General features: G+C 44.7%; 18 protein-coding genes. All 18 read right to left on the bottom strand.

Annotation, left to right across the window (positions count from 1 at the left end; all coding sequences use genetic code 11):
* Positions 1-26: 26 nt before the first annotated feature.
* Positions 27-971, bottom strand: coding sequence for a tRNA epoxyqueuosine(34) reductase QueG (queG, locus tag VLX91_10580; protein ID HUI30653.1), 945 nt, complete (start codon positions 969-971; stop codon positions 27-29).
* 40 nt (positions 972-1,011) lie between these two features.
* Positions 1,012-1,437: a Rieske (2Fe-2S) protein gene (locus tag VLX91_10575; GenBank protein ID HUI30652.1), complete on the bottom strand. Its 426-nt coding sequence runs from the start codon at positions 1,435-1,437 to the stop codon at positions 1,012-1,014.
* 82 nt (positions 1,438-1,519) lie between these two features.
* Positions 1,520-2,380 (bottom strand): MBL fold metallo-hydrolase, encoded by an 861-nt coding sequence (locus VLX91_10570; protein ID HUI30651.1) that lies wholly within the window; start codon positions 2,378-2,380, stop codon positions 1,520-1,522.
* A gap of 163 nt (positions 2,381-2,543) precedes the next feature.
* Entirely contained in the window at positions 2,544-2,882 is a 339-nt protein-coding gene (locus VLX91_10565) for a YfhL family 4Fe-4S dicluster ferredoxin (protein HUI30650.1), read from the bottom strand.
* A 309-nt stretch (positions 2,883-3,191) separates the two neighbouring features.
* On the bottom strand, positions 3,192-4,250 hold the full coding sequence (locus VLX91_10560) for a hypothetical protein (protein ID HUI30649.1): 1,059 nt from the start codon (positions 4,248-4,250) through the stop codon (positions 3,192-3,194).
* 104 nt (positions 4,251-4,354) lie between these two features.
* A complete protein-coding gene (locus VLX91_10555) occupies positions 4,355-6,757 on the bottom strand; it encodes an SLBB domain-containing protein (protein HUI30648.1) in 2,403 nt (800 codons plus the stop codon).
* A gap of 134 nt (positions 6,758-6,891) precedes the next feature.
* On the bottom strand, positions 6,892-8,301 hold the full coding sequence (locus VLX91_10550; GenBank protein ID HUI30647.1) for an exopolysaccharide biosynthesis polyprenyl glycosylphosphotransferase: 1,410 nt from the start codon (positions 8,299-8,301) through the stop codon (positions 6,892-6,894).
* Between the two features lie 140 nt (positions 8,302-8,441).
* Positions 8,442-9,428, bottom strand: coding sequence for an NAD-dependent epimerase/dehydratase family protein (locus VLX91_10545; GenBank protein HUI30646.1), 987 nt, complete (start codon positions 9,426-9,428; stop codon positions 8,442-8,444).
* Positions 9,429-9,672: 244 nt separating this feature from the next.
* Positions 9,673-10,605, bottom strand: coding sequence for an NAD(P)-dependent oxidoreductase (locus VLX91_10540; protein HUI30645.1), 933 nt, complete (start codon positions 10,603-10,605; stop codon positions 9,673-9,675).
* 59 nt (positions 10,606-10,664) lie between these two features.
* Positions 10,665-11,819 (bottom strand): glycosyltransferase family 4 protein, encoded by a 1,155-nt coding sequence (locus VLX91_10535; protein HUI30644.1) that lies wholly within the window; start codon positions 11,817-11,819, stop codon positions 10,665-10,667.
* Between the two features lie 51 nt (positions 11,820-11,870).
* Positions 11,871-12,866 carry a glycosyltransferase family 1 protein gene (locus VLX91_10530; GenBank protein HUI30643.1) on the bottom strand — a complete coding sequence of 332 codons (996 nt, stop codon included), beginning with the start codon at positions 12,864-12,866 and terminating at the stop codon, positions 11,871-11,873.
* 174 nt (positions 12,867-13,040) lie between these two features.
* Entirely contained in the window at positions 13,041-13,895 is an 855-nt protein-coding gene (locus VLX91_10525) for a glycosyltransferase family 2 protein (GenBank protein HUI30642.1), read from the bottom strand.
* Positions 13,896-13,938: 43 nt separating this feature from the next.
* Positions 13,939-15,012 carry a glycosyltransferase family 4 protein gene (locus VLX91_10520; GenBank protein ID HUI30641.1) on the bottom strand — a complete coding sequence of 358 codons (1,074 nt, stop codon included), beginning with the start codon at positions 15,010-15,012 and terminating at the stop codon, positions 13,939-13,941.
* Entirely contained in the window at positions 15,009-16,337 is a 1,329-nt protein-coding gene (locus VLX91_10515; GenBank protein ID HUI30640.1) for a hypothetical protein, read from the bottom strand. The genes VLX91_10520 and VLX91_10515 overlap by 4 nt, the downstream gene beginning before the upstream one ends.
* A 37-nt stretch (positions 16,338-16,374) precedes the next feature.
* Positions 16,375-17,568: a glycosyltransferase gene (locus VLX91_10510; protein HUI30639.1), complete on the bottom strand. Its 1,194-nt coding sequence runs from the start codon at positions 17,566-17,568 to the stop codon at positions 16,375-16,377.
* Positions 17,569-17,583: 15 nt separating this feature from the next.
* The gene (locus tag VLX91_10505) at positions 17,584-18,312 is read right to left on the bottom strand and encodes a class I SAM-dependent methyltransferase (GenBank protein ID HUI30638.1); all 729 of its coding nucleotides are present in this window, start codon (positions 18,310-18,312) and stop codon (positions 17,584-17,586) included.
* Between the two features lie 35 nt (positions 18,313-18,347).
* The gene (locus VLX91_10500) at positions 18,348-19,898 is read right to left on the bottom strand and encodes a lipid II flippase MurJ (GenBank protein ID HUI30637.1); all 1,551 of its coding nucleotides are present in this window, start codon (positions 19,896-19,898) and stop codon (positions 18,348-18,350) included.
* Positions 19,899-19,905: 7 nt separating this feature from the next.
* Positions 19,906-20,844: an SDR family oxidoreductase gene (locus VLX91_10495; protein HUI30636.1), complete on the bottom strand. Its 939-nt coding sequence runs from the start codon at positions 20,842-20,844 to the stop codon at positions 19,906-19,908.
* Between the last annotated feature and the right edge of the window lie 58 nt (positions 20,845-20,902).

Raw genomic sequence — 20,902 nt, 5'->3', positions numbered from 1 at the left:
GACTCTATTGTTCAGCTATAATACGGTTATTTCCTTTCGGAATTCAAAATTGCTTTCGCATTTCGTTGAAAACCCTCATGCTTCGCACGTTTGACGGGGCTTTGATGAAATCTTTCAGCGAACTCTTCTCCTGACATTAGATGAACTTCCCCGGCTTTCAGATTCAAATTTTCTGAGCGCGGGAAAAATCCGGGCTCGTCTGTAGATACTTGAAATTTCTTGTTCCACGGGCAAACATCCTGGCAAATATCGCAGCCGAACACCCAATTACTCAGTTTTGACGAAAGGTCATCAGGTATTTTTTCATCCTTGTTCTCGATGGTCAAAAACGAGATGCACTTGTTCGCGTCAAGGACGTAAGGTTCGACGATCGCTTCCGTCGGACACGCGTCGATACACTCGCGGCAGCTGCCGCAGTGATCGACTTCAGGTTCGTTGTAATCGCAGATTATATCTGTGATAACCTCCGAGAGAAAAATCCATGACCCGATCTCTCGATTGATGACATTTGTATGTTTCCCGATCCATCCCAATCCGGCGCGCTGGGCCCAGACTTTATCCATCAGAGGACCGGTATCGCAATAATACAAGAACTTGCCCGCGGGAAATTGCTTCTGCAGTTTACCAACATACTTGCTCAGCATTTTGCCGACGACAAGATGATAGTCATCTCCCCATGCATATCTCGAAATGTTTAGAAAATCCGCATCATGGTTGACCGGCACATAATAATTTTTCCCGAGCGATATGACCGTTCGAGCGCCATCGAGGATTTTCCCGGGATTTATTCTCTTCTCAAAATTTTTCTCCATCCAATCCATCGTCCCATGATAGCCGCGATTCAGCCACTCCCTCAGATGCAACGATTCTTCCGTCAGGTATTCTGCACCGGTAATTCCAACTAAATCGAATCCCTCTTCCCTCGCGGATTCTCTCATGAAACTGGCAGTGTTGATTTTCTCTCCGACCATCCACATTTCTCGTCTTCCCAGCTTTATATTCGGCCGACGATCACCAAGGAAAATCGCCCGGCACTTTTCTGACAAAGACGCAGCCGCTTTCAATCTTTACGCCGAGCATTTTCAATTTGCCACTCTTTCCGCTCGTTATCATATTTGCGGTGTGCGAGATGTCCCGTTCGGAAATGTTTATATCTTGGAATCCCGCTTCGTTGTGACTGTAAGACGGCACGTCAACACTTTTTCCTGTCCTGAGGTCATACGTCCACCCATGCATCGGACAAGTGAGATTTTCTCCAGCGATTTGTCCGCCGGACTTGTCGACGAGTGGTGTATGTTGATGAGGACAGACATTTATGAATGCTGAAATATGTCCGTCCAATTTTACCAGTGCGATCTCATCATCACCCAGTTTTCGCACGATGCCCTTGCTTTCAATCAATTCCGACAATGCTGCGACTTTTATGAATTTATCCATCTTAGCGATTAAAGGTTAACAATCGGCGAAGTGCTCGATGTTTAATATTATAGAATTCGTTTGCCACAATAATCCATTGCCGCTAATCCGTACCTTCGCTCAGACCGACAGGGTTTCCCGCCCTGAATCCCTTTTCTGTTTTTTCGACGGTTGAAGCGGCACACTTCGGATCATGCTCAAAGAAGACTACCCAGTTTTGTTCGACAGCGCGAGCAAGAATACTCTTCTTCTCTTCAAGCGTTATCAGCGGGAAGTTATCATAGCCCATAATGAACGGAAGAGGAACGTGCGAGGATGTCGGAATCATGTCGCCGGGATGGTAAAGAGTTTTTTTCCCATCCGTGACCAGAACCGTCTGCTGCGCGACCGTATGGCCGTCGGAAAGTCGTATGAATATCCCCGGAAATAATTCTGTCTCTCCGTCGAGCAGTTTCAATCTGCCCTGACGATAAAGCGGCAGATATTTCTCTTTGACAAAACTCGCTTGATCTTTTTCGGAAGGCTTCGTCGCCCATTCATAATGCTTCTTCTGAACATAATAATTTGCGTTTGGGAATGTTGGCTTAATTGATCCGTCGTTATCCGTAAAAGTTGCGCCGCCGACGTGGTCGAAATGAAGATGGGTCAAGATAACATCCGTGATATCCTCCGCCGTTAGGTTAATTTTCCTCAATGAAGTTTGAAGAGCACTTTTCGAGTGATCGACACCGTATATATCGATAAACTTATCGTTCCATCCTTCCCCGATTCCAGTGTCAACCATGATCCGCTGCTTGTCGTTCATTATGAGCAGGACCCTCAGAGCAAGGTCGATTCGATTTCTGTCGTCGGCAGGATTTGTTTTGCTCCAGAGAGGTTTCGGGACGACCCCAAACATCGCGCCGCCATCGAGATAAAAATGCCCGGTCTCAAGGGCTAACAATGTATTGCTACCTATACGCATCTATAATATCGTGTTTAGAGTAATCCTCGGAATCTATCGACATGTCATATTTATCCTCAACATCTAAAGCGGGCTGAAAAGTTTTCACTTTGGAGACAACTGAGTCTAAACAAAAAAGGTCGGGCGTGCACCCGACCTTTCAGCCTAAACCTGCGGTTACATCTTACTTGCGGTATTTAGAATTAGCCCCAACAAGCTCGAGACCTGCAAGTTCCGGATTCAATTTCACCGCACGGGCAAAAAGTTCTTCTTCCGATTCAACATGATTCGGGTCAGGGACGCAGCAATCGACAGGGCAAACTGCCGCGCATTGCTCCTGTTCATGGTGCCCAACGCATTCGGTGCATTTTTCCGGAACGATGTAATAAAAATCATTCGAGACCGGTGGTTTTTTTTCGCCGAAGAGTTCCCACTCGACGCCGCCCGCATAAATCGCTGTGTTAGGGCATTCCGGCTCACACGCGCCGCAGTTAATGCACTCTTCAGTGATCATCGTAGCCATTAAATTTCTCCTTTTTTATTTTACCAGTACCGCCAGAAACATCCCGGGGAAGGCTTACAATACCGGTACTTGAATCAATAATCCAATTTCACTGCCAATTTTGAGCCGGCCACATTCTCCGAACTCGGCTCCCGAATATTATATTCGGATGAAAAAATTTCTTATTTAAAACAATTTCTTTTTCCTTAATAATATATTCTATCCCAGAAAATATTTCAACCCAAATAAAGATGCCTGCTGTGGTCTGCTAGCCCGTTACCGAAATAAGCGGTCATTGTTGCGAATGTTCTATTATGATCTGCGATCAACCTAAAGATTATTTCCTCTTATATATCCTATGTATTTCATTATGTTCTCTCGAAACATGAAGTACAGCCCGGAGAATAATCCCGACAATAATAAAATGGTAACAAGCAATGAGAGCCTCCTGGGACCGGCTTTCACAATTGGATTTTTGGCGTAATCTGTTATGTTGACGACGGGAGTATCCTTGATCTGGTCAATCTTTGCAAGCTCATGCTGTTTGCTAAGCTCGAGGAAAACTGCGTCTAATATCTCCACGTTCCTCGTCAGCCGGCTCTGCTCCAGCAATAGTTCGGGCGATTGCATCACCAATCTGTTTTGTTCCCTGAAATTTGTCAGCCTGTTCTCTGCATCGGTAAGAGAATCCTTAACTTGAGTCATACGTCGCTCGATGTATTCCATCTGGTCGGTTGCAAATGATTTTCTCTTTGTCCTGATATAAGAATCGAGCGAGTTGACGATATTGTTTACGACATCAGAAGAGAGATTTGCTTCCGGCATCCTGACAGATACTGCGAGAATATTAGTCATCCTATCAAGGTCTGTTGTGATTCGCGTTTCAACGAGAGATCTGAACTCCGTTAAAAACATTTCTCTCTCCTGCAAATCTTTCGGCAAATTGTCGTGGGCTCTTACCTTGAAGTACTGGATCAAGTTTACCGAGTCGGGATATTTTTCCGTCTTATATCTTGCGTAGATGACAGGATAAAGCACGGCCTCACTCGTCAAAAGATTTTGATAAACGCCGGTCGGAGTTCCTTGCCCTACACTGACGCCGGCCAGAGAAGCCAGACTGCTAAGCTGACTTAATGTCGTTTCCTTGCTGCCATAATCCGGGAGTATGGTAATGGAGCTGACGTAATAAGGTTGAACGAAGAAAAGCAAAGCAAATAAACCAAGGACGAGCACGCTGACGTTGAAATAGAGATACTTCTTCCTGTACATCCATAATGCCAGGAAGTGCGGACGAAGCCGCTTGACGGTCTTCTTGAATCCTTCTTCGAATGAAATTTCTACCTCCTCTTCCGTTTCGATTGAATCGTTATTTAATTCTTTATCACTCATGATTATTCAAAGTTATTTTAAACGTTTGGAAAAATATGGCGGCAAAAAGACACCAGAGCAATCATACGGTGAGCGGCGTCATCGTAGTTCGTTCTGCCGCGTTTTCACAGTTTGCTTACTGTGAATATCAGCACTGCCGTCGAGCTTACGACGGTGATTACATCCCTTATCAACGGCCAAATGTCCGAAGATGGCTGCTTAATATAAGACGGGATATATATCGTGGAGCCGGAGAGTATTTCCGGATCGGGGATCAAGAAAAATCCGGATTGTTCCCACTTTTTCCCATTGGGAAGAATGACAACTTCATCACCTTGAGCAGAGGTCGTTGTGTAACCGCCGGCTTGCTTGACGTAATAACCCAAACCCGCGCCGGCTTTGTACGGCACAGTAGATGGAAGTCCGACATCGCCCACCACGCTGACGGTGCCCGGGTCTCTCGGAACTACCAAGGTGTCGCCAGGCTTCAATTCCAAATTGTAAATTGACAACGAATCTTTTCTTATGTCGCTCCATGAAATTGGAATTCTATTCCCGAACTCCGCATTGAACTGAGTTCTATCGATCAAGGGCTGCCCTTGGTAAATCCTCACCATGGCGGTGTCTGAAATCCTCATGGGACGCAATGACGTCAGGAGTGGATTACTCCTCAATACATATATCCCATCCGTATAGGCGCTGTTTCTATATCCACCGGCTCGCCTTACAAACTCACTTAGCTTTTCTCCTCGATGTAGAATCGTATATGACCCCGGGAAGACTACTTCACCGGTGATATCAACAACTTTTTCATATTCTCGCGCCGTATCAGGCTTCACTAACACTCGATCGTAATCTTGAAGTTTAAAATCGCTGCTATCGTTCACATTCCAGTAATCATTCGGCATGTTGACTGTGAATCTAGATGCGTAAACATTTGAACTTAAAGTGTCGAGCCTCGTAACCTCTACGTTTTCAGTGGTTGCTGAATCGTCAAGTCCTCCGGCAATAATAATCAGGTCGGTCAAAGTCATATCCTGATATCTATCATATTTCCCAGGCTTCTTTACATTTCCAAAGATTTCTACTTTTCTCGTAGGGAAAAAGGCAGTGTCTCTAAAAATGTAAAGTGAATCTCGATTCACAAGTTCAATATTATTGTCAGGATCGCCCTGCATTGCCTTGCCAAGGTTCATTGACAACATAACTTTCTTCTCATTTGAAAGCGTTCTGATTAGCAGCGCCTTGTTCAGAAAAGCATCCGGGAAAACGCTATCGGCTTTCATCAAGAGATCGCTGACCCTCATACCATGACCTAATAGTTCATAAACGCCGGGCTGCCTTACATCTCCTCCAACACTGACCCTGTTTTCAGGGACATTGTTGATCGACGGTATCGTAACTACATCGCCGTCGTCGAGTTCAAAGCGACTTTCCATGAGGCCGCCAACACTATCAAAATTCACGTCCATACTCAGTAAATTATTTCGATACTGCCGGCGCTCATCGAATGGAATTATCCTCTCAATATGCACCCGCTGGAAATATGAATCAAAAGTGAGTCCGGCTGCAAATCTCAATAGATCACCGAGATTTTCACCCTTCTTCATCTCGTAAATCGCAGGCCTGAACACGCTCCCTGTCATGGCTGCACGCTTTCCTACCGGTGGAACAAATACTATATCTCCGTCGTTCAATCTCACGTCTTCAGATTGATCGCCTTTCACCAAATAATTATACATATCTATGCTGGATATGATTTTCCCACCACGAACAACCTCCACATTTCTCAAACTTCCGTTTATGTTCGGTCCGCCGGAATAGTAAAGCGCAGTGAATGCGGATGAAAGAGCCGGAAAAGTATAGCCTCCCGGTTTGGCAACCTCGCCTATGACATAGACTTTTACACTCCTCAATTGTCCGGTTGAAACATTCATGTGAGTACTGGTGCTCCCCTTGGCATTTGTTCGCAAAGAGGAATAAACCTTCGATAACCTGTCATAGAGTCTGTCGCGCAATTGATTCATCGTCAGTCCGTTCACTTCCACAAGACCGACGTTAGGTATATAAATGTCACCGTTCTTCGAGACGACGATATCCTGCACAAGCTGGGTCTCACCCCATAATGATATTATCACCTCATCCCCTGGACCGATGATATAATCCGTTGGAGTGGGGACATTCATAGCAGGTTGGAAAGTGGTCGGTGAATAGGTAAATACATTATAACCGAAAGCATTAAGAGTGTCTGCGCCCGATCTACCTCTGAAAGCCGGAACAAAATAATACTGTTTTGAGAACGGATAGGATGGAACAGACAAAGACTCCGCTTGAGCGGTCGCAGATTTGCCGGGAGTTGCCTCCAACTGAGCTTGCTCAACCTGTTTTATCTGAGCCGTATCTACGCTATAGCCCATCTGCGCGGCTCGCTGTTGAATTTGCTGAGGCGTGAGGCCGCCCGGGAAAGTGATCTGCGCCGAAGCAACCATCGGTAGCGCAAAAAATAGAAAATGGATCGACTTGCTCATGTTATCCCTAATTTATGTAGTACAGAACTTTGAGGTAAAATAAGCCACATGTTATCAATAGCATATGGAAAAAGACGACAGTTTTAAATACCTATGTTGCATCATGGATTGGATAGTAAGGCTTGACAGTGAAATCAGCATGCCTTGGGATCTCCCACTATTGTCCGCCATATAGTTTTAAGCATAATCCAAACGTCGAGCCAGAATGACCAGTTTTCAATATACCAAAGGTCATATTCAACGCGCTCAAGAATCTTTTTTTTGTTTTCCTCTCGATTGGGTGAATCTCCTCTGAGACCATTTACCTGAGCCCAACCTGTAATGCCTGGTTTCACCAAATTTCTTAGCCTGATATGTTCAACATACTGAATATACTCGTTATGGAAACACACCGGATGTGCTCTTGGGCCTACGATTGACATGCTACCGGAAAACACGTTAATAAACTGGGGCATTTCATCGAGGTTTGTTTTTCTAAGAATTCGTCCGAGCCTGGTGACTCTTCCGTCACTTTGAGAAGTCGGAGTAAAATTTGCATGATTTGAATTGATCTCATGCATGGATCGGAACTTGAAGCACTTGAATATTTTACCACCTCGACCGATTCTTGCTTGCGCGAAAAAAACCGATCCCGGAGAAAATATTTTCTGCAATGCATAGATCAGAGGTATCAACCATATCAAGACGAACAGTATAACGAACGAAGATACTATTAAGTCAAATAGCCTCTTGACTATGCGCAGATGGACTTGATCAAGCGGAACGGTACCAACACCGATTACGGGAAACCCTCCAATCATTGAGGATTCATAATACCTAAGGGGAGATTGTTTTATAAAATTTGGAATAATCCTTACTCTTTTTCCAAATGTAGCCCCGGCTTGGATACACTCGATTATCTTCTGGTGAGCTGAAGCGGGAAGCGCCACGACAATGTCGTCGATCTTTTTCTGTCTGAGGATTGAGCCCAGCTCAGACAAGGGCCCCAAGTATCTGCCATTAAGTTGATCTTTTCTGTTGTCGTCTACGAAACCCACCACATTATATCCGAGGAATGGGTTCTCATGAACATTGTCTGCAAAACCTCTCCCTATATGACCGGCTCCTATGATGAGGAGATTCCGCATATTTTTCCCGTGCTTCCTAATACGCTTGAGTATTCCTCTGATGGCAATTTTTTCCGTCGATAGCATTATAACAATTACCACTCCGTATGATAACACAAAGGCCCTTGACAGCAAGGTCTCCTTTGAAAAAAAGAGCAGAAAGACAAGGGCAATCACCTGCGCGAAACAGTTTTTCAATACTGTCAGGATTTCCACAGCCAGTGATCTTGATCGAAAGTCATCATAGACATGAGCAGGTCCCGCCGTTATGACCCATATAGCAAGGAGGCCAACACAAAAGTTTGTCAAATGCTCAAACGCGAGTTCGGCATGACTAAAACATATTGCGCCGAAAACTGCGATCGTAAAGGCGATTACCAAAACCAATAAATCAATGATAACCCTTAACAAATAAACCGATCTAAGAGATGGATGCATTACAACTTTCTAATGACGAAAATAAAATCACATGTATAGGAAGGATCAGTGAATTCTTGCTTGACTATCTAGAACCAGACGCCAGTCCCGCTACTTGTGGAATAAGAAATAACATCTTGCAAGTGATCGGCACTCCGAGATTACTTTACAGTTGCCTTTGCCTGCTCAACCTGCTTTTTGATCCACGGATATGTTTTTTCTAATCCAGACCTCAGACTTTGCTTAGGTTTCCAATGAAGCTTTTCGTAAATCAATCGATTGTCGGAATTTCTCCCTCTAACTCCAAGGGGACCAGAAACATGTCTAATCGAGAGCTTCTTGCTGGCAATATCCATTACCATTTCAGCAAGCTGGTCGACAGAAACCATCTCTTCAGAGCCAATATTTACCGGGCCTGGAAATTCCGCATCCATTAAGCGGCGGAGTGCATCTAGGCATTCATCAATGTAAAGAAATGACCTGGTTTGCTTTCCATCCCCCCATATCTCAATTTCGCTCCCGTCCTCGGTCTCCGCTACCTTTCTACACATGGCCGCTGGAGCTTTTTCTCGACCGCCGTTCCATGTCCCTTCTGGTCCAAATATGTTGTGGAATCTGGCTATACGAACATTCAACCCATAGTTTCTGTGAAACGCCAAATAAACATGTTCACTGAATAGTTTTTCCCAGCCATATTCACTATCCGGGGCAGCAGGATATGCAGAATCTTCAGAACACTTCGGATTGTCCGGATTCTCCTGATTATATGCCGGATAAATGCATGCAGAAGAAGAGTAAAATATTTTCTTTACTCTTGCATCCACTGCTGCGTGTGCAATATTGAGATTTATGATCGCCGAATTGTGAATGATGTCCGCGTCATTCTCGCCCGTGAAGACAAATCCGGCTCCACCCATGTCTGCCGCAAGTTGGAAGACTTCATCGAAAGGTCGGTCTATAACATTCTCGCAAACGACCGGATCCCTCAAGTCACCAATGATAAAGTCATTCGCATCACTCTTTCTGAACTCAGGAAACTTCAGATCCACACCTCTGACCCAAAGACCCTCTTCTTTCAATCTCCGAACCAAATGACCACCTATGAATCCTCCAGCACCGCAGACAAGTGCCTCTTTTCTTTCAGGCATGTTTTACTCCCTAGCTTTCCTACTATTTATTTTTCACCAAATCCGGTGTCCTCGAAGCCCAAACGAACTGCAACAAAGAAAAAACATCTTGGATCTTTACTGAAAACCTTTTGACGAACAACCGCCTCTCTTATAGTCATATACGTACAGATTCTTCCCGAGGAAAGACACCCTCACATTCCCAAAGGAGCATCACTGCGACGGTACGGGTGGACTTCGTAGATCAGAAATGCGATACAATAAACTAGATTACCTCAAAATAGTTAGCCGCATCCTTAAGGGCATCTGTGAGATGATATTGAGGTTCCCAACCAAATATTGAATGAATCTTTCGAATATCGGCCAGAAGGTGTGGCCTTTCAATCTTTCTAACGAGCGTTTCGGTAGTCTCGAATCTTACTTCCTTAGAAACAATTTGGGATAAAATGTCAATTACCTGCCTGACGCTATAACCTTCACCGCTCCCTATGTTTAGTACATCAAACCTGTTTTCTGAATTCAGCGTACTATCCACAATCGCTCGAGCTACATCCTTCACGTGTACATAGTCCCGGACAGGGTCCAGCGCTCCCACCTCGATGCAGCAACTGTGTTTCATTCTGTTCAACAAGTCAGGTATGAGATGTTCATTCGTTTCAAATCCTCCAACTACGTTGAATATCCGCCCGACGACGCACCTAGCTCCTGTAGCATTTGATAGGAGCTTCACTTGATATTCATTCGCCAATTTTGACACACCGTATATTTCGATTGGTTCCGCAATATCATCTTCTGTATGTCTATGATTGCTGGGTTTATATACCGCACCGCTCGATGCATGAAAAATGCGGGCGACGTTAAACTTCTTGCACCTCTCGATAATAGATTGAGTCCCCTTTATGTTCACATCACACACACCAACCGGATTGGAAATGCAGTATGGTATCGAATGAATCGCCGCAAGGTGTATGACCATCGAAAATCTTTTCGCTTTAAACAGATCATCAAGATTGGGGGAATTGATGTCCAACGGGAAGAAATCGACTGCCGTCTTAAATTCTTGCATGAACTCCTTTTTTCCCTTGAACAAGTTGTCAACGATAGAAACATCCTTTATCCCTCGACCGTGCAATTCTTGGATCACATGCATTCCGATGAAGCCGATTCCACCTGTCACCAGTACTACTTCGCTACTCATATACTTCCTTTTCTAGAATTTCTGATCCTTGAGAATGAGAAAACCGCGCGGAGGAAATATCAGGCGTCACCAAAGCTACCTATCCTCGAAATGAATCCCAAAAAGTCATTCGCGACTCGATCCCAGCTAAACTTTTCCTTAGCTACTGCTATGCAATTCTCTGATACTGCCATCCACTCTTTGTTATCCAAACTAATATGTTCCAGGATCGTTCTACTTATGTCCTGAGGGCTATGCGAACAAACCCACCCGATTCCATACTCACTTACCACGTCGGCCCCACCGTTCCCCAGATCATTGGTGGTAATGGTGGGCGTTCCAGTCGCGGAAGCTTCCGCGATGACTCGCGGGAATCCCTCTCTTCTGGACGGGAGTATTAACACCATTGCTTCAGACAGTAGGACGGCTTTGTCTCTATCGGAAACGCTCCCATGAAAAACGACGCCTTTTTCCAAAAGATACTTGTTTTTCAAACCATCGTATAGTTCGCCGTGTCCCACGAGATGTAAATTATATCCACGGTCGAAAAGACCACCATATCTGAATGCCTCAAGGACAATCTCCGGATCCTTGTGTTGAGTGAACCTGCTCATGAAGAGAAGCATGCCCCGGCTTTTGTTGCGGACAGCAGAATTTAAGCCACAAAAATCTACTCCGCTTAGAATTGGCATGACTCCTTTGGGATCAATCGAATAGTGGTCGACAAGTTGTTCGCAAATATCTTTGCTGACACCGATGTGAAAAAGCCCTTTTCTTGCCAAGAGTTTGTAAACAATATTCCAAAGAAATGATCGCCGGATTTCGCACCAATCGACTACTGACACAGTGTTCAGAAAGAAAGGGATTAACAAAGGCGGCAATAGAGGCCAAATGTTGAAAAGAACGATGTCATATCCTGAGAGTTCCCGCCTTTTCCGGAATATCGAAAATGTAAAGCGAATGATGTCTATTGGATTTCGCCTCCCCCAGATGGAGTTCTTGTAACGCAAGGCGTTTGTTATCCTATATACATTGACGAGGCCAAACCGTTCCTCAGGTTCGGTTTGAGGATATACTCTCATAGTGAATATGTCTACACTGCTTCCGTACTCGGAAAGTTTCTCGGCGAGCTCCAAATACCTGACTTCCTGCCCACCATAGAAAGGAAGAAAATCTTCCGTGACGATGGCGATTTTTAATTTTCTATTTTTGTCTTTTGCTCTATTGATAATCATTCCATGAGCAAGATTTTCATGAATGTCTACTCGAGAATCGTCTCGTCCGGTTCATCTTTTGGATGCACCATCCTCGATAATCTGAGACATCAAATCGGCAATTTTTTTCGCGGTCGATTCGTAGTTGTACGTCCTGACACAACTTGCACCGTGTTCGACAAGCGCGCTTCTCAGTGATGTATCATGGACGACTAACCTCATCTTTTCTGAAATATCATCAATGTCCAAAGGATCCATGTACAAGACGGAATCCTTACAGATTTCTTTCACGCTTTCGATTCTCGAAGCAAGGACCGGAATACCGCAAGCCATCGCTTCTAGCGGTGGGATGCCAAACCCCTCATATACTGAAGGAAAAACGAGCGCATCACTTTGAACAAAATATTGCCTTAACAACGAATCAGGGACATGACCCGTGAATATTATCCTTTCTGGTCCCCTGTCTATGATTTCTTGCACGGTTGGATCTCCTGTTATGAAACCGTCCTTCTGACCTACTATTACGAGGAGATGGGGTACGTCGCCTTCTATTTTCTTAAACGCCTTGATAAGTCTGCCAAGATTTTTATGAGGCTTCACATTGCCAACACATAGAAAGTAAGGACGTGAAAATAGACTATGCTCGCGGGGAATATCAAAAAAATCAGGTGAGACACCCGGATAAATCACCTCAATCTCCGCATCCCCGACCAAACGGGCAAACTCGCTAGCTGTGAAGTTAGAGCTGCATATGATCCTAGCCGCTTTTCTTCTAATAGTATTGAAGAAATACCTGGCATAAATTCTCTTATGAACGCCATTCACATAATGGGAATTCGCCAAATGGAAAACATCATGGACGGTGACCAATAATTTTCCTCGATAGAATAAGGGAATATTATAGTGAGGCGACCAAAAGAGTGCTGCATTTCGAGGCGCCTTCCCCACCAAAGCCAACTGTTCGCTAACTGAGTAAATCGGGGCCCGACTGTTAATAACGACTACGTTTTCCTCTCGCGACCACTCAAACGCATCCAGATCAATCTTGTTCCCAATGAGGCAAAACATATGCGTTGGGCGGAGTTTGATTAGAACAGGCACTATGTTGCGTATATAAGTACCGATTCCAGATTGCCTGAGCATCCTGACATCTATAACTATGGGGTCGTTCACGATATTCTTAGTGTGGTGGTTTTGTCATAATTGATGTCGAGATCCACGACGCGATTGAAAATCCATCGACTATTTCCCCTGGCAGAACCCCATCAATCGGCCAGTCGCAATCGAAATATAAATTGCTGATTTTCTAATACGAAACTTGAAAAGATTCAAAACAGACCCTCCCAATGACCTGACCAAGAACCTCCCAAGAAATCTGAATGGATAGTCATTCTTTCTCATAACATAGCCCATTCCGTATCCATAGACGAAACCTTTCTTCGGGCTCACTGATGCCCCTGAAAAGTTGTCTTCATGATGAACAAATATTTTTGGATCGTACAGTATTTTGGCACCCACATTAAGGCTTCTCAGCACAAAATCAGTCTCTTCTCCTGATCTGATCTTGCCTCCTGAACCTACCCCTATGGATTCATCGAATGGCCCTGTCTTCCTTATCAAGTTCGCGGATAAGAAAATACCGACAGAAATAGTGGTGTTCCAAACGTTAAGATAATTCACAAAACACCTTTTATTAAACCACCTAACGCAGCTTGGCCCGCCGTTCCAGTCCAAAGTACGAACAGATACTCCATCCAATGCAGGACATCCCTCCATGCCGTTCTCAAATCTTCCTTTTACTTCGAGTAATGTGTCCCGAGCGTACCAACAATCATCGTCTGGAAATGCTATGACAATACCCGAAGCCAACCGGAGTCCTATATTTCGAGCATGGGAAAGACTGCATTTCTGCGCACGTAGATAAGAGACCTCGAAGCGAGAGGAATAGAGAGCCGCTAGTTCTTCTATACGGTCGTTGTCACTCTGATCAACTACAACGAGCTGAAGAACCTTGTACGATTGCTCTGCGAGGCTTTTCATCAACCTGTTGAATTCTTTTGGCCTTCCCTGAGTTGTCACAATCAAAGAGAATTTCATAAAACCAGATTATATGACTCCCGTTAAGTCAGAACTATAAACGTCAGGCGATGCTTCTATAGAAATTTGCATACTTCTCTGCCATGATTTCGGATGAATAGCGCGTTTTCACGTCTACAAAAGCGGTTTCTATGATGGGCCGCATCTGCGCCATGTTGTCCATTGTAAATTGAATTCTCTCGGCAAGGATTTTAGGGGACTCCGGGTCAACGACAAATCCGTTTATTCCGTCTCGGATGATTTCTTTCACGCCGCCAACATTCGATGCGATCACAGGTACGCCGCTCGCCATAAATTCCAGAACAGCGTTCGGAAAACCTTCTCCAATTTGCTTGTATGAGCAAAGCACTCCCAGATCCATGTTTGAAATGATCTGCTCAACATCGGTTTGCCTCCCCAGAAAAATAACTTTTCCCGACAAGTTTTCGGATCTAACATAGCTCTCGTACTCAGGTCTGAATTTCCCGTCACCCACCAGATATAGTCTGACATTTCGATCAGCAATGATCTTGAATGCCTTCAGAAGGGTCCAATGATCCTTATAACTTGAGAAGTTCGCGACGGAACATATGCTGAACTCTCTTGGTGAGTCTGAGTTCGCGCGAGAAAACCTGCCTACATCTATTCCATTGTGGATGACAACATGTCTATCATCCGCTTTGAATCCATAATGTTCTAAGCCAGCGTGACTATTTGCAACAACGTAGGGTGCCAACTTTAACAGCTTCTTCTTTGCATACTGCTGCCAATCCCTGGTACCAATCGTGTCGCGAATCGAACCGTTGATCCAAACAAAATCCCTGAAATAGCTGAGCAGGTAAACGTAGATGCTATCCATCACCAAAAAGGAATGCACAATCTGCGGCCGGACAGCATCATATGCCTTCATTAGGTTCCTGAGCACAGAGAGCCGCCAAACGTCATATCTATCAGATATGCGAAAGAGAGGCGAGCACTTTTCTACTTCATCATCATAGTGGCTTTTCCGCGAGAATGACACTATACTCAACTTAAAGTCATTGTGAATGGACAAACCCTTTGCGAGCTCAGTAAGCTGCCTTTCTGCCCCTCCAGGGCCGAGAGACTCCGTGGTCAACAGAATGCTTAGTGTCTTCATGGAGCACTTGTCGCCTGCATAGTGGGGCTGACATTGTCATACACGCTCAAGAGCATTCGGTATGTAAATATCGACAGAGGTATCATGGTTGAATACCTGAATAGAACATTGCTCCAGATGGTAACTGCAAAAACGTCGAACAATATGAGCTTAGTAAAAAACGACTCCTTGTGCCCCATTCTCCGCATCTTCTTAACCAGGAACACAACATTTGCAAATGCATAGATAAGGAATACGAGTCCATAATCAAAGAGTATTTCCAAGACCTCATTCTCGGTGTCAGGCCACTGCAGGAGTTGTCTAATCCTATACAGGCCATCAAACGTTGACCCTACCAATATGCTGAGCAGGTCTCTGGCAAATATAAATCTCCCAAATACAGACCAGGTCTGGAGACGGAGCGTCATGGTATCTGTTTTTGACACGTATTCCGCCGCTGCTCTTGCCAAAGTTACCCCGTACCAATAGAGAAATATCAGAACCGCCGCAAGGACGATTCCCTTCAGGGCCCTCAGTCCGGGCATCACATAGTTTCCAAAAACTGCCAACGTGACGACCACAGCGAGAATGGAAAACCTGGTTGTGTTAAAAAAAGCTGCAAAGATTATTAAGAAAGAACAAATCAAGAAGAATAGTCTCCTCGGCTTGGCTTCAGTTATGCGATAAAGGAAAATGAGTAGATAAAAAGGAAGCTGGGTCCCCCAATGATTGCTTGCACCTAGCATTCCATCGAAACCAATCTGAAATGGCACGTTTACATTCGCAGCGAAGACTTTGAGTTGAAGCCTGTCTTCAACATCCGCTGGACCGTAAATCTGTTGATCCGAACTCTTGAATCTTTTATCCATCCCGTTCCAGTCATATGAGTTGGAAAGATAGTCATGGCTGACTCCGGAAACCGATTGTCGAATCGAAACCCCAAGTTGAATCAGAAATACTACTGCACAGAATATCGTTAACCAGTCAAAGACCCTCTTCCCCGACACCTTGGGCAATTTGGATAACGCAAATAGAGCAAGTGCCGCACTTAGCAGACCATAACTTCTGGCAATGGCGAACATTGTACCCGGACCGCGAACTAGCCTGTCAAACAACAAGATTAGGAGGCCAAGGACCGCCAAAGCAGCAGCTCGTCTCCCGAAAAGAGTCATCAGCTTGCCTGGAGATTTCGGCATTATCACCGTCAGAAAAATGGCGCAGATTCCCAAAAAGATATAGTTGATATAGACAACCTGCAAATCGCTAAATGACAGGAGCAAACTTGAAACCATCGGAAAAACCAATTGGGCCCCAACAAGAATGAATACGCTTTTCTCTCTGTTCATCTTTTCAAAGTAGCCTTGAATATCCCGGACCTGAGGTTCAGTTTGTGAACGAACTTGTTATCAAATGCAAGAGCTTGGCCGGTAATCTTCTCGGATATCTCATCAGACGAATCAATCTCTCAGTACCCGTTTCAACCTTCTCCATAAGTACAAAAAAGAACCACAGTTCTTTAATCCATTTCGTTTCATTCAAGCGTCTCAAGGCTATTCCGCGTCCATTTCGCCGCGCTTCCTGCGCCCCTATGTGTTTTCTTATTAGCTCGACGTTTCTTCTGAACACAGATGTCTCCGTGTAATCCTTCATCGCCCGTCTCCATCCTTCAGCTGCTATTCTTCGTCGTTCAACATCATGACTTAGAAAGTATCTGCATAGCTCAACGCACTCGTCCACACTATCAAATCCTATGACCTCTTTGTCCAGCTCGAACAGAACGCTCAGGTGACTCTTGTTATCACAAATCTGCATCACGCCATTGGCAGGCAAATAAAAAGTCCGGAGATTTATTGGACCGGTGGAGTTATGTATGTTCGGCCCTATCTTCGAGCGTCTTAACATCTGGAGTTCCATTTCGCGGGGAAGGATACCCTTAGCCCATCCCTTTCCATAAAAGTGGCCGTGGGGAAATGCCACCTCAAGTTTCTCCAACCTTTCCCTTCTCCATGGTGCAGTCTTATCAGCCATCAGAAAAATGTCTATATCTCTTTCGCCTTCTAGAATCTCTTCGTACGTCAGACCAGGGTCAAAGATATTATGCATTAAGCCAATAGCGGTCCACTCCGCGTTTTTGACTCCCCAACTCTTGTACGTTTCAACCTCGGCGACATTTCCGACAAGACTCAGATCATAAGCCGCAGCGGCAGGTTTTGACAGGTTACGAGAATTTTCGGGGTCATCGAAACACTGAAACACCGTAAAGACCGAAAGTTGTTCTACGAAGCGAGGATGGAGGTTTATTCCCGAGGCATTGATCAGGACATCTTTGCTTTCCAGCACCTTCTCCAGCCTCTCATACATTCGCAGCAGCTTTCTATCTCCCCGCTTCCACATGCTGTTGAGTTCCCTGAATGAAAGTGCCGCGCTCGGTGGGTCCAATGTCAAACAGAATCCCTCGACGTCAAAACCGGCACTCGAGAGGCGTGCCAGGTACTCTTTGTTCATCGCTTCCACATCCCCGTAAGCGGCCGAAGGATACACCGGGTAACCATAAAGTATCTTAAGATCAGAATTCATGACGTAGCTCGGGCTTTATTCGACCCTGTACACTCCGACCCAAGAATCTCTGACATGAAATATGTAACCGGTCAAGTAACCCTTCCTATAGAGTTTTTCAACTCCCGAGCACACCTCATCGATCCATTTGTAGTTCTTTACCAATCCAAGGCTGAAATCATGCCAAAGAATGAATGAATTCTTATGGGAATTGTCTAACACCTTTCTTGTGTCATTGAAGACAAACTCTTTATCGTGGCAACCATCGACAAAGGCAAAATCAATCTTACCAATTTCGGGTGACCACGTAGCAGTGTTCGCTAGAATCTGGTGAACATTTGTCAGGTTCCGCTTCTTGTATTCGATCCCAATCTTCTCTCTTTCCAGCGCTACTGTCGTCAGCTTTCCCCCTTTCCCGCTGAGAACCTCTTCGGGTGGAATGTTGATGGTGTAGATCTCTGAGCCGGGCGCATTTGCAGCAATTAAAACTGTCCCCATGCCGTTGGCGGTGCCGATTTCAAGTGCAACCCTGGGCTTTAGATTGATCAACACTGTCCCCAGACTTTCAGCATCCCGCAACCTCCTTTCGTTGACATCATCAACCGAGTCGAACTCGCGTATGTCCGGTCGATCCAAGACAGGGTTTTCGGTCCAACCAAATACCTTTTTTAATTCTTGGACGCTGTTTAACTGTATTACTTTCCTTTTAAGAAAGTAGTACTTATCAAGAAAGCCTGAAAAATTCTTCAGATATCTTTTGATCATAGGGTGTGAATTTAGAAGTTGACTATCCGATAAGTCTAAGAGAACCCGTAATGCAAGGTGACGATCAATCTATTGATTGTCAACCTTGACAGTTCTTTTGTTTGTTCACTTATCGTAAACCGATAATTGATAACAATGACAACGACAAAATAGTAGAACACGCTCAGGAAGAGAAAGAGCGCTCCCTCAAATCCCACACGAATCAAAAAATAAATCGGGGCCGACACTGCCACATTGACGAGAGTTATCAACAGGAAGTTCCGTATGACTCTCCAGTAGGCAAGTTCCGGAAACAGTACTCTGAAGAGAAAGAAGTTATACGGAAGCACGCTAATAGGCAAGTAAAGCACCACCGAAAGTGGGTAGCCAAGCGGGCCGATTCTTCCGACTAGATAACAGAGAAGTACGAGGAAAATGACGTTAACAACGATTTGTGAAAAAAAACTAGCTTTAATTTTCTGTCCTGCCATCATCAATCGAGTGGATAATGTATTAAGAGCCACAAACGGGAGCGTAAGGCCAAAATATTTTAGAAATTCTGACGTGATCATAACTGACTTTGGATCGAATGCTCCTCTTTGATAAAGCAGTTTTATTATTTCCGGACTGAATTGGAACAAAATGAAACTAATAGGTATGAAAAAAAACATAAGGAACGAAGCCGCCTCTACAAAAGCATCGTTCAATTTCGAGAATTGTCTCAACGCATAAAGTTCGTTGAACTTTATTGCAGAGACTTGGCTCACTTGAGTTGTGATTAATTGATCGGGGATGTTGGACACTCTTTGGCCGTAATTAAGAGCGGTTACAACACCGGTGTTGAATCCGCTTATGAGGTATAACGGGAGATACGAGCCAAGGGTAGTCGTTATGTTTCCTAACTGGATCAGGATAAGATTCTTCCAGTTCCTCCATCCGATAGAAACCCCTCCTACTTTGAATTCCCATTCCACTTTCGTCTTTAGCAGGGCTAAGAGAACAACGACGTTAACGGAGTACCCGACAAGCAAACCGATGATAATACTGGCTATTGCTAGAACATTGTGGAAGGCGAAAATGAACACCAGAGCGAAGCTGCTGTACGTCATGCTGGCAACCATCGGCATGGTAAAAAACTTATAGGAGGTCAGAATGTCAACCAAGACGGAAGATAGATTCATCAGGAAGAGGAGTGGAATGGCAAGAAGAATTATTTCTGCATTCGACTGCAAAACTCCCTGATCAAACCTGGAGATAAGAAGGAAGGTTTTGATCGGACTCATATAGAGTATAAGAATCACCAGCAGGCTGATCAGCACGTAAAGGAGCAGAAAGAAATTCAAGAAGCGGATGGATTTCCCCTTGTTGTCTTGAATGGAGATTCTCATCGCTTCCGGTATCAGCACTGCTTGGTTGACGCTAACAAAATATGAAGATATAAATCCAATGGCCGACAGGCAGTAGAAAAATACGTCCGTCCCGGCCTGGGCACCAAAATAATAGGCTATCACGATGCTCTGGAAGAACGTTAACGCCTTAGATCCGATGTTAAATAAAGAGGAGAAAACCATTCCTCTCTTATATGATTCGATTCTGAGAATATTCAAAGAGTAGTCACCGAAGATGTTTTTTCTGAAACCACTCCACTGTAAGACTGATTTCGTCTTCAAAGTTGTTTGTAGGCAGGAAATGCAGCTTTCTCCTTAGCTGGTCAATAGACCCACGAGAATGCTTTATGTCGCCAGGCCTCGCTGCAGCGTAAATTGGCGAAATCTTCTTTCCGAGAACCACGTTTATTGTTGCCACAAGATCGTTAAGAGAAATTTCTCTGTCACACGCACAGTTGAAGCAGGAACCAGGTTCAATCTTTGAATCGGCAGCCAACAGATTTACGTTTACTACATTTGAGATGAATGTAAAATCTCTGCTTGTCTTGCCATCACCATAAATCACGGGTTGCTCGTCGTGAAGCATCTTCGTTATGAATCTGGGAATCACCGCCGAGTATTGCGAATCGGGATCCTGTCTCGGACCAAAGACGTTGAAATATCGTAACGCGATCGTCTCGAGTCCATACAATCGTGAGAATACTTCGCAATATTTTTCCCCGGCAAGTTTAGAAACAGCGTAAGGCGACATGGGATTAGAATTTAATCCTTCATGCTTCGGTAATTCTGTTGCATTACCGTAAACAGAAGAAGATGACGCGAATACTATCCTCTTTACTCCGCATTCCTTTGCGGCGTTCAATACATTGAGAGTTCCATCGACGTTCACTTCATTAGAAGTGATAGGATCCGCTATAGATCGCGGCACAGAAGGGAGAGCAGCTTGATGTAGAATCACGTCTACTCCGACCGCCGCTCGACGTACTATGTGATAACTGCAGATGTTGCCTTCTATCAACTCGATGCGTTCCTGTATCTTCTCGATGTTTTGTCTCTTACCGGTCGAAAAATTATCTAAGACTCGAACTTCCTGACCTCTACGTAGTAGCTCTTCCACAATATTGGAGCCGATGAATCCTGCTCCCCCGGTCACAAGATATTTCATAAGCTGATATATTTCCTTCTTTGAGTTTAGTCCCTCTGACAAGTCAAGATAGGGTCAC

The sequence above is a fragment of the Candidatus Acidiferrales bacterium genome, assembly GCA_035515795.1.
GTDB lineage: Bacteria > Bacteroidota > Ignavibacteria > Kryptoniales > JAKASW01 > JAKASW01.
Note: the sequence above shows the minus strand (reverse complement) of the source record. Positions and strands in the feature narration are given on the sequence as shown.

Coding starts and splice junctions, on each gene's coding strand:
- VLX91_10525 (HUI30642.1), bottom strand. CDS start 13,895: ATGAAATTCTCTTTGATTGTGACAACTCAGGGAAGGCCAAAAGAATTC.
- VLX91_10550 (HUI30647.1), bottom strand. CDS start 8,301: ATGCATCCATCTCTTAGATCGGTTTATTTGTTAAGGGTTATCATTGAT.
- VLX91_10530 (HUI30643.1), bottom strand. CDS start 12,866: ATGTTTTGCCTCATTGGGAACAAGATTGATCTGGATGCGTTTGAGTGG.
- VLX91_10535 (HUI30644.1), bottom strand. CDS start 11,819: ATGATTATCAATAGAGCAAAAGACAAAAATAGAAAATTAAAAATCGCC.
- VLX91_10505 (HUI30638.1), bottom strand. CDS start 18,312: ATGATCAAAAGATATCTGAAGAATTTTTCAGGCTTTCTTGATAAGTAC.
- VLX91_10510 (HUI30639.1), bottom strand. CDS start 17,568: ATGAATTCTGATCTTAAGATACTTTATGGTTACCCGGTGTATCCTTCG.
- VLX91_10495 (HUI30636.1), bottom strand. CDS start 20,844: ATGAAATATCTTGTGACCGGGGGAGCAGGATTCATCGGCTCCAATATT.
- VLX91_10560 (HUI30649.1), bottom strand. CDS start 4,250: ATGAGTGATAAAGAATTAAATAACGATTCAATCGAAACGGAAGAGGAG.
- VLX91_10515 (HUI30640.1), bottom strand. CDS start 16,337: ATGAACAGAGAGAAAAGCGTATTCATTCTTGTTGGGGCCCAATTGGTT.
- VLX91_10545 (HUI30646.1), bottom strand. CDS start 9,428: ATGCCTGAAAGAAAAGAGGCACTTGTCTGCGGTGCTGGAGGATTCATA.
- VLX91_10565 (HUI30650.1), bottom strand. CDS start 2,882: ATGGCTACGATGATCACTGAAGAGTGCATTAACTGCGGCGCGTGTGAG.
- VLX91_10555 (HUI30648.1), bottom strand. CDS start 6,757: ATGAGCAAGTCGATCCATTTTCTATTTTTTGCGCTACCGATGGTTGCT.
- VLX91_10540 (HUI30645.1), bottom strand. CDS start 10,605: ATGAGTAGCGAAGTAGTACTGGTGACAGGTGGAATCGGCTTCATCGGA.
- queG (HUI30653.1), bottom strand. CDS start 971: ATGGTCGGAGAGAAAATCAACACTGCCAGTTTCATGAGAGAATCCGCG.
- VLX91_10575 (HUI30652.1), bottom strand. CDS start 1,437: ATGGATAAATTCATAAAAGTCGCAGCATTGTCGGAATTGATTGAAAGC.
- VLX91_10570 (HUI30651.1), bottom strand. CDS start 2,380: ATGCGTATAGGTAGCAATACATTGTTAGCCCTTGAGACCGGGCATTTT.
- VLX91_10520 (HUI30641.1), bottom strand. CDS start 15,012: ATGAAGACACTAAGCATTCTGTTGACCACGGAGTCTCTCGGCCCTGGA.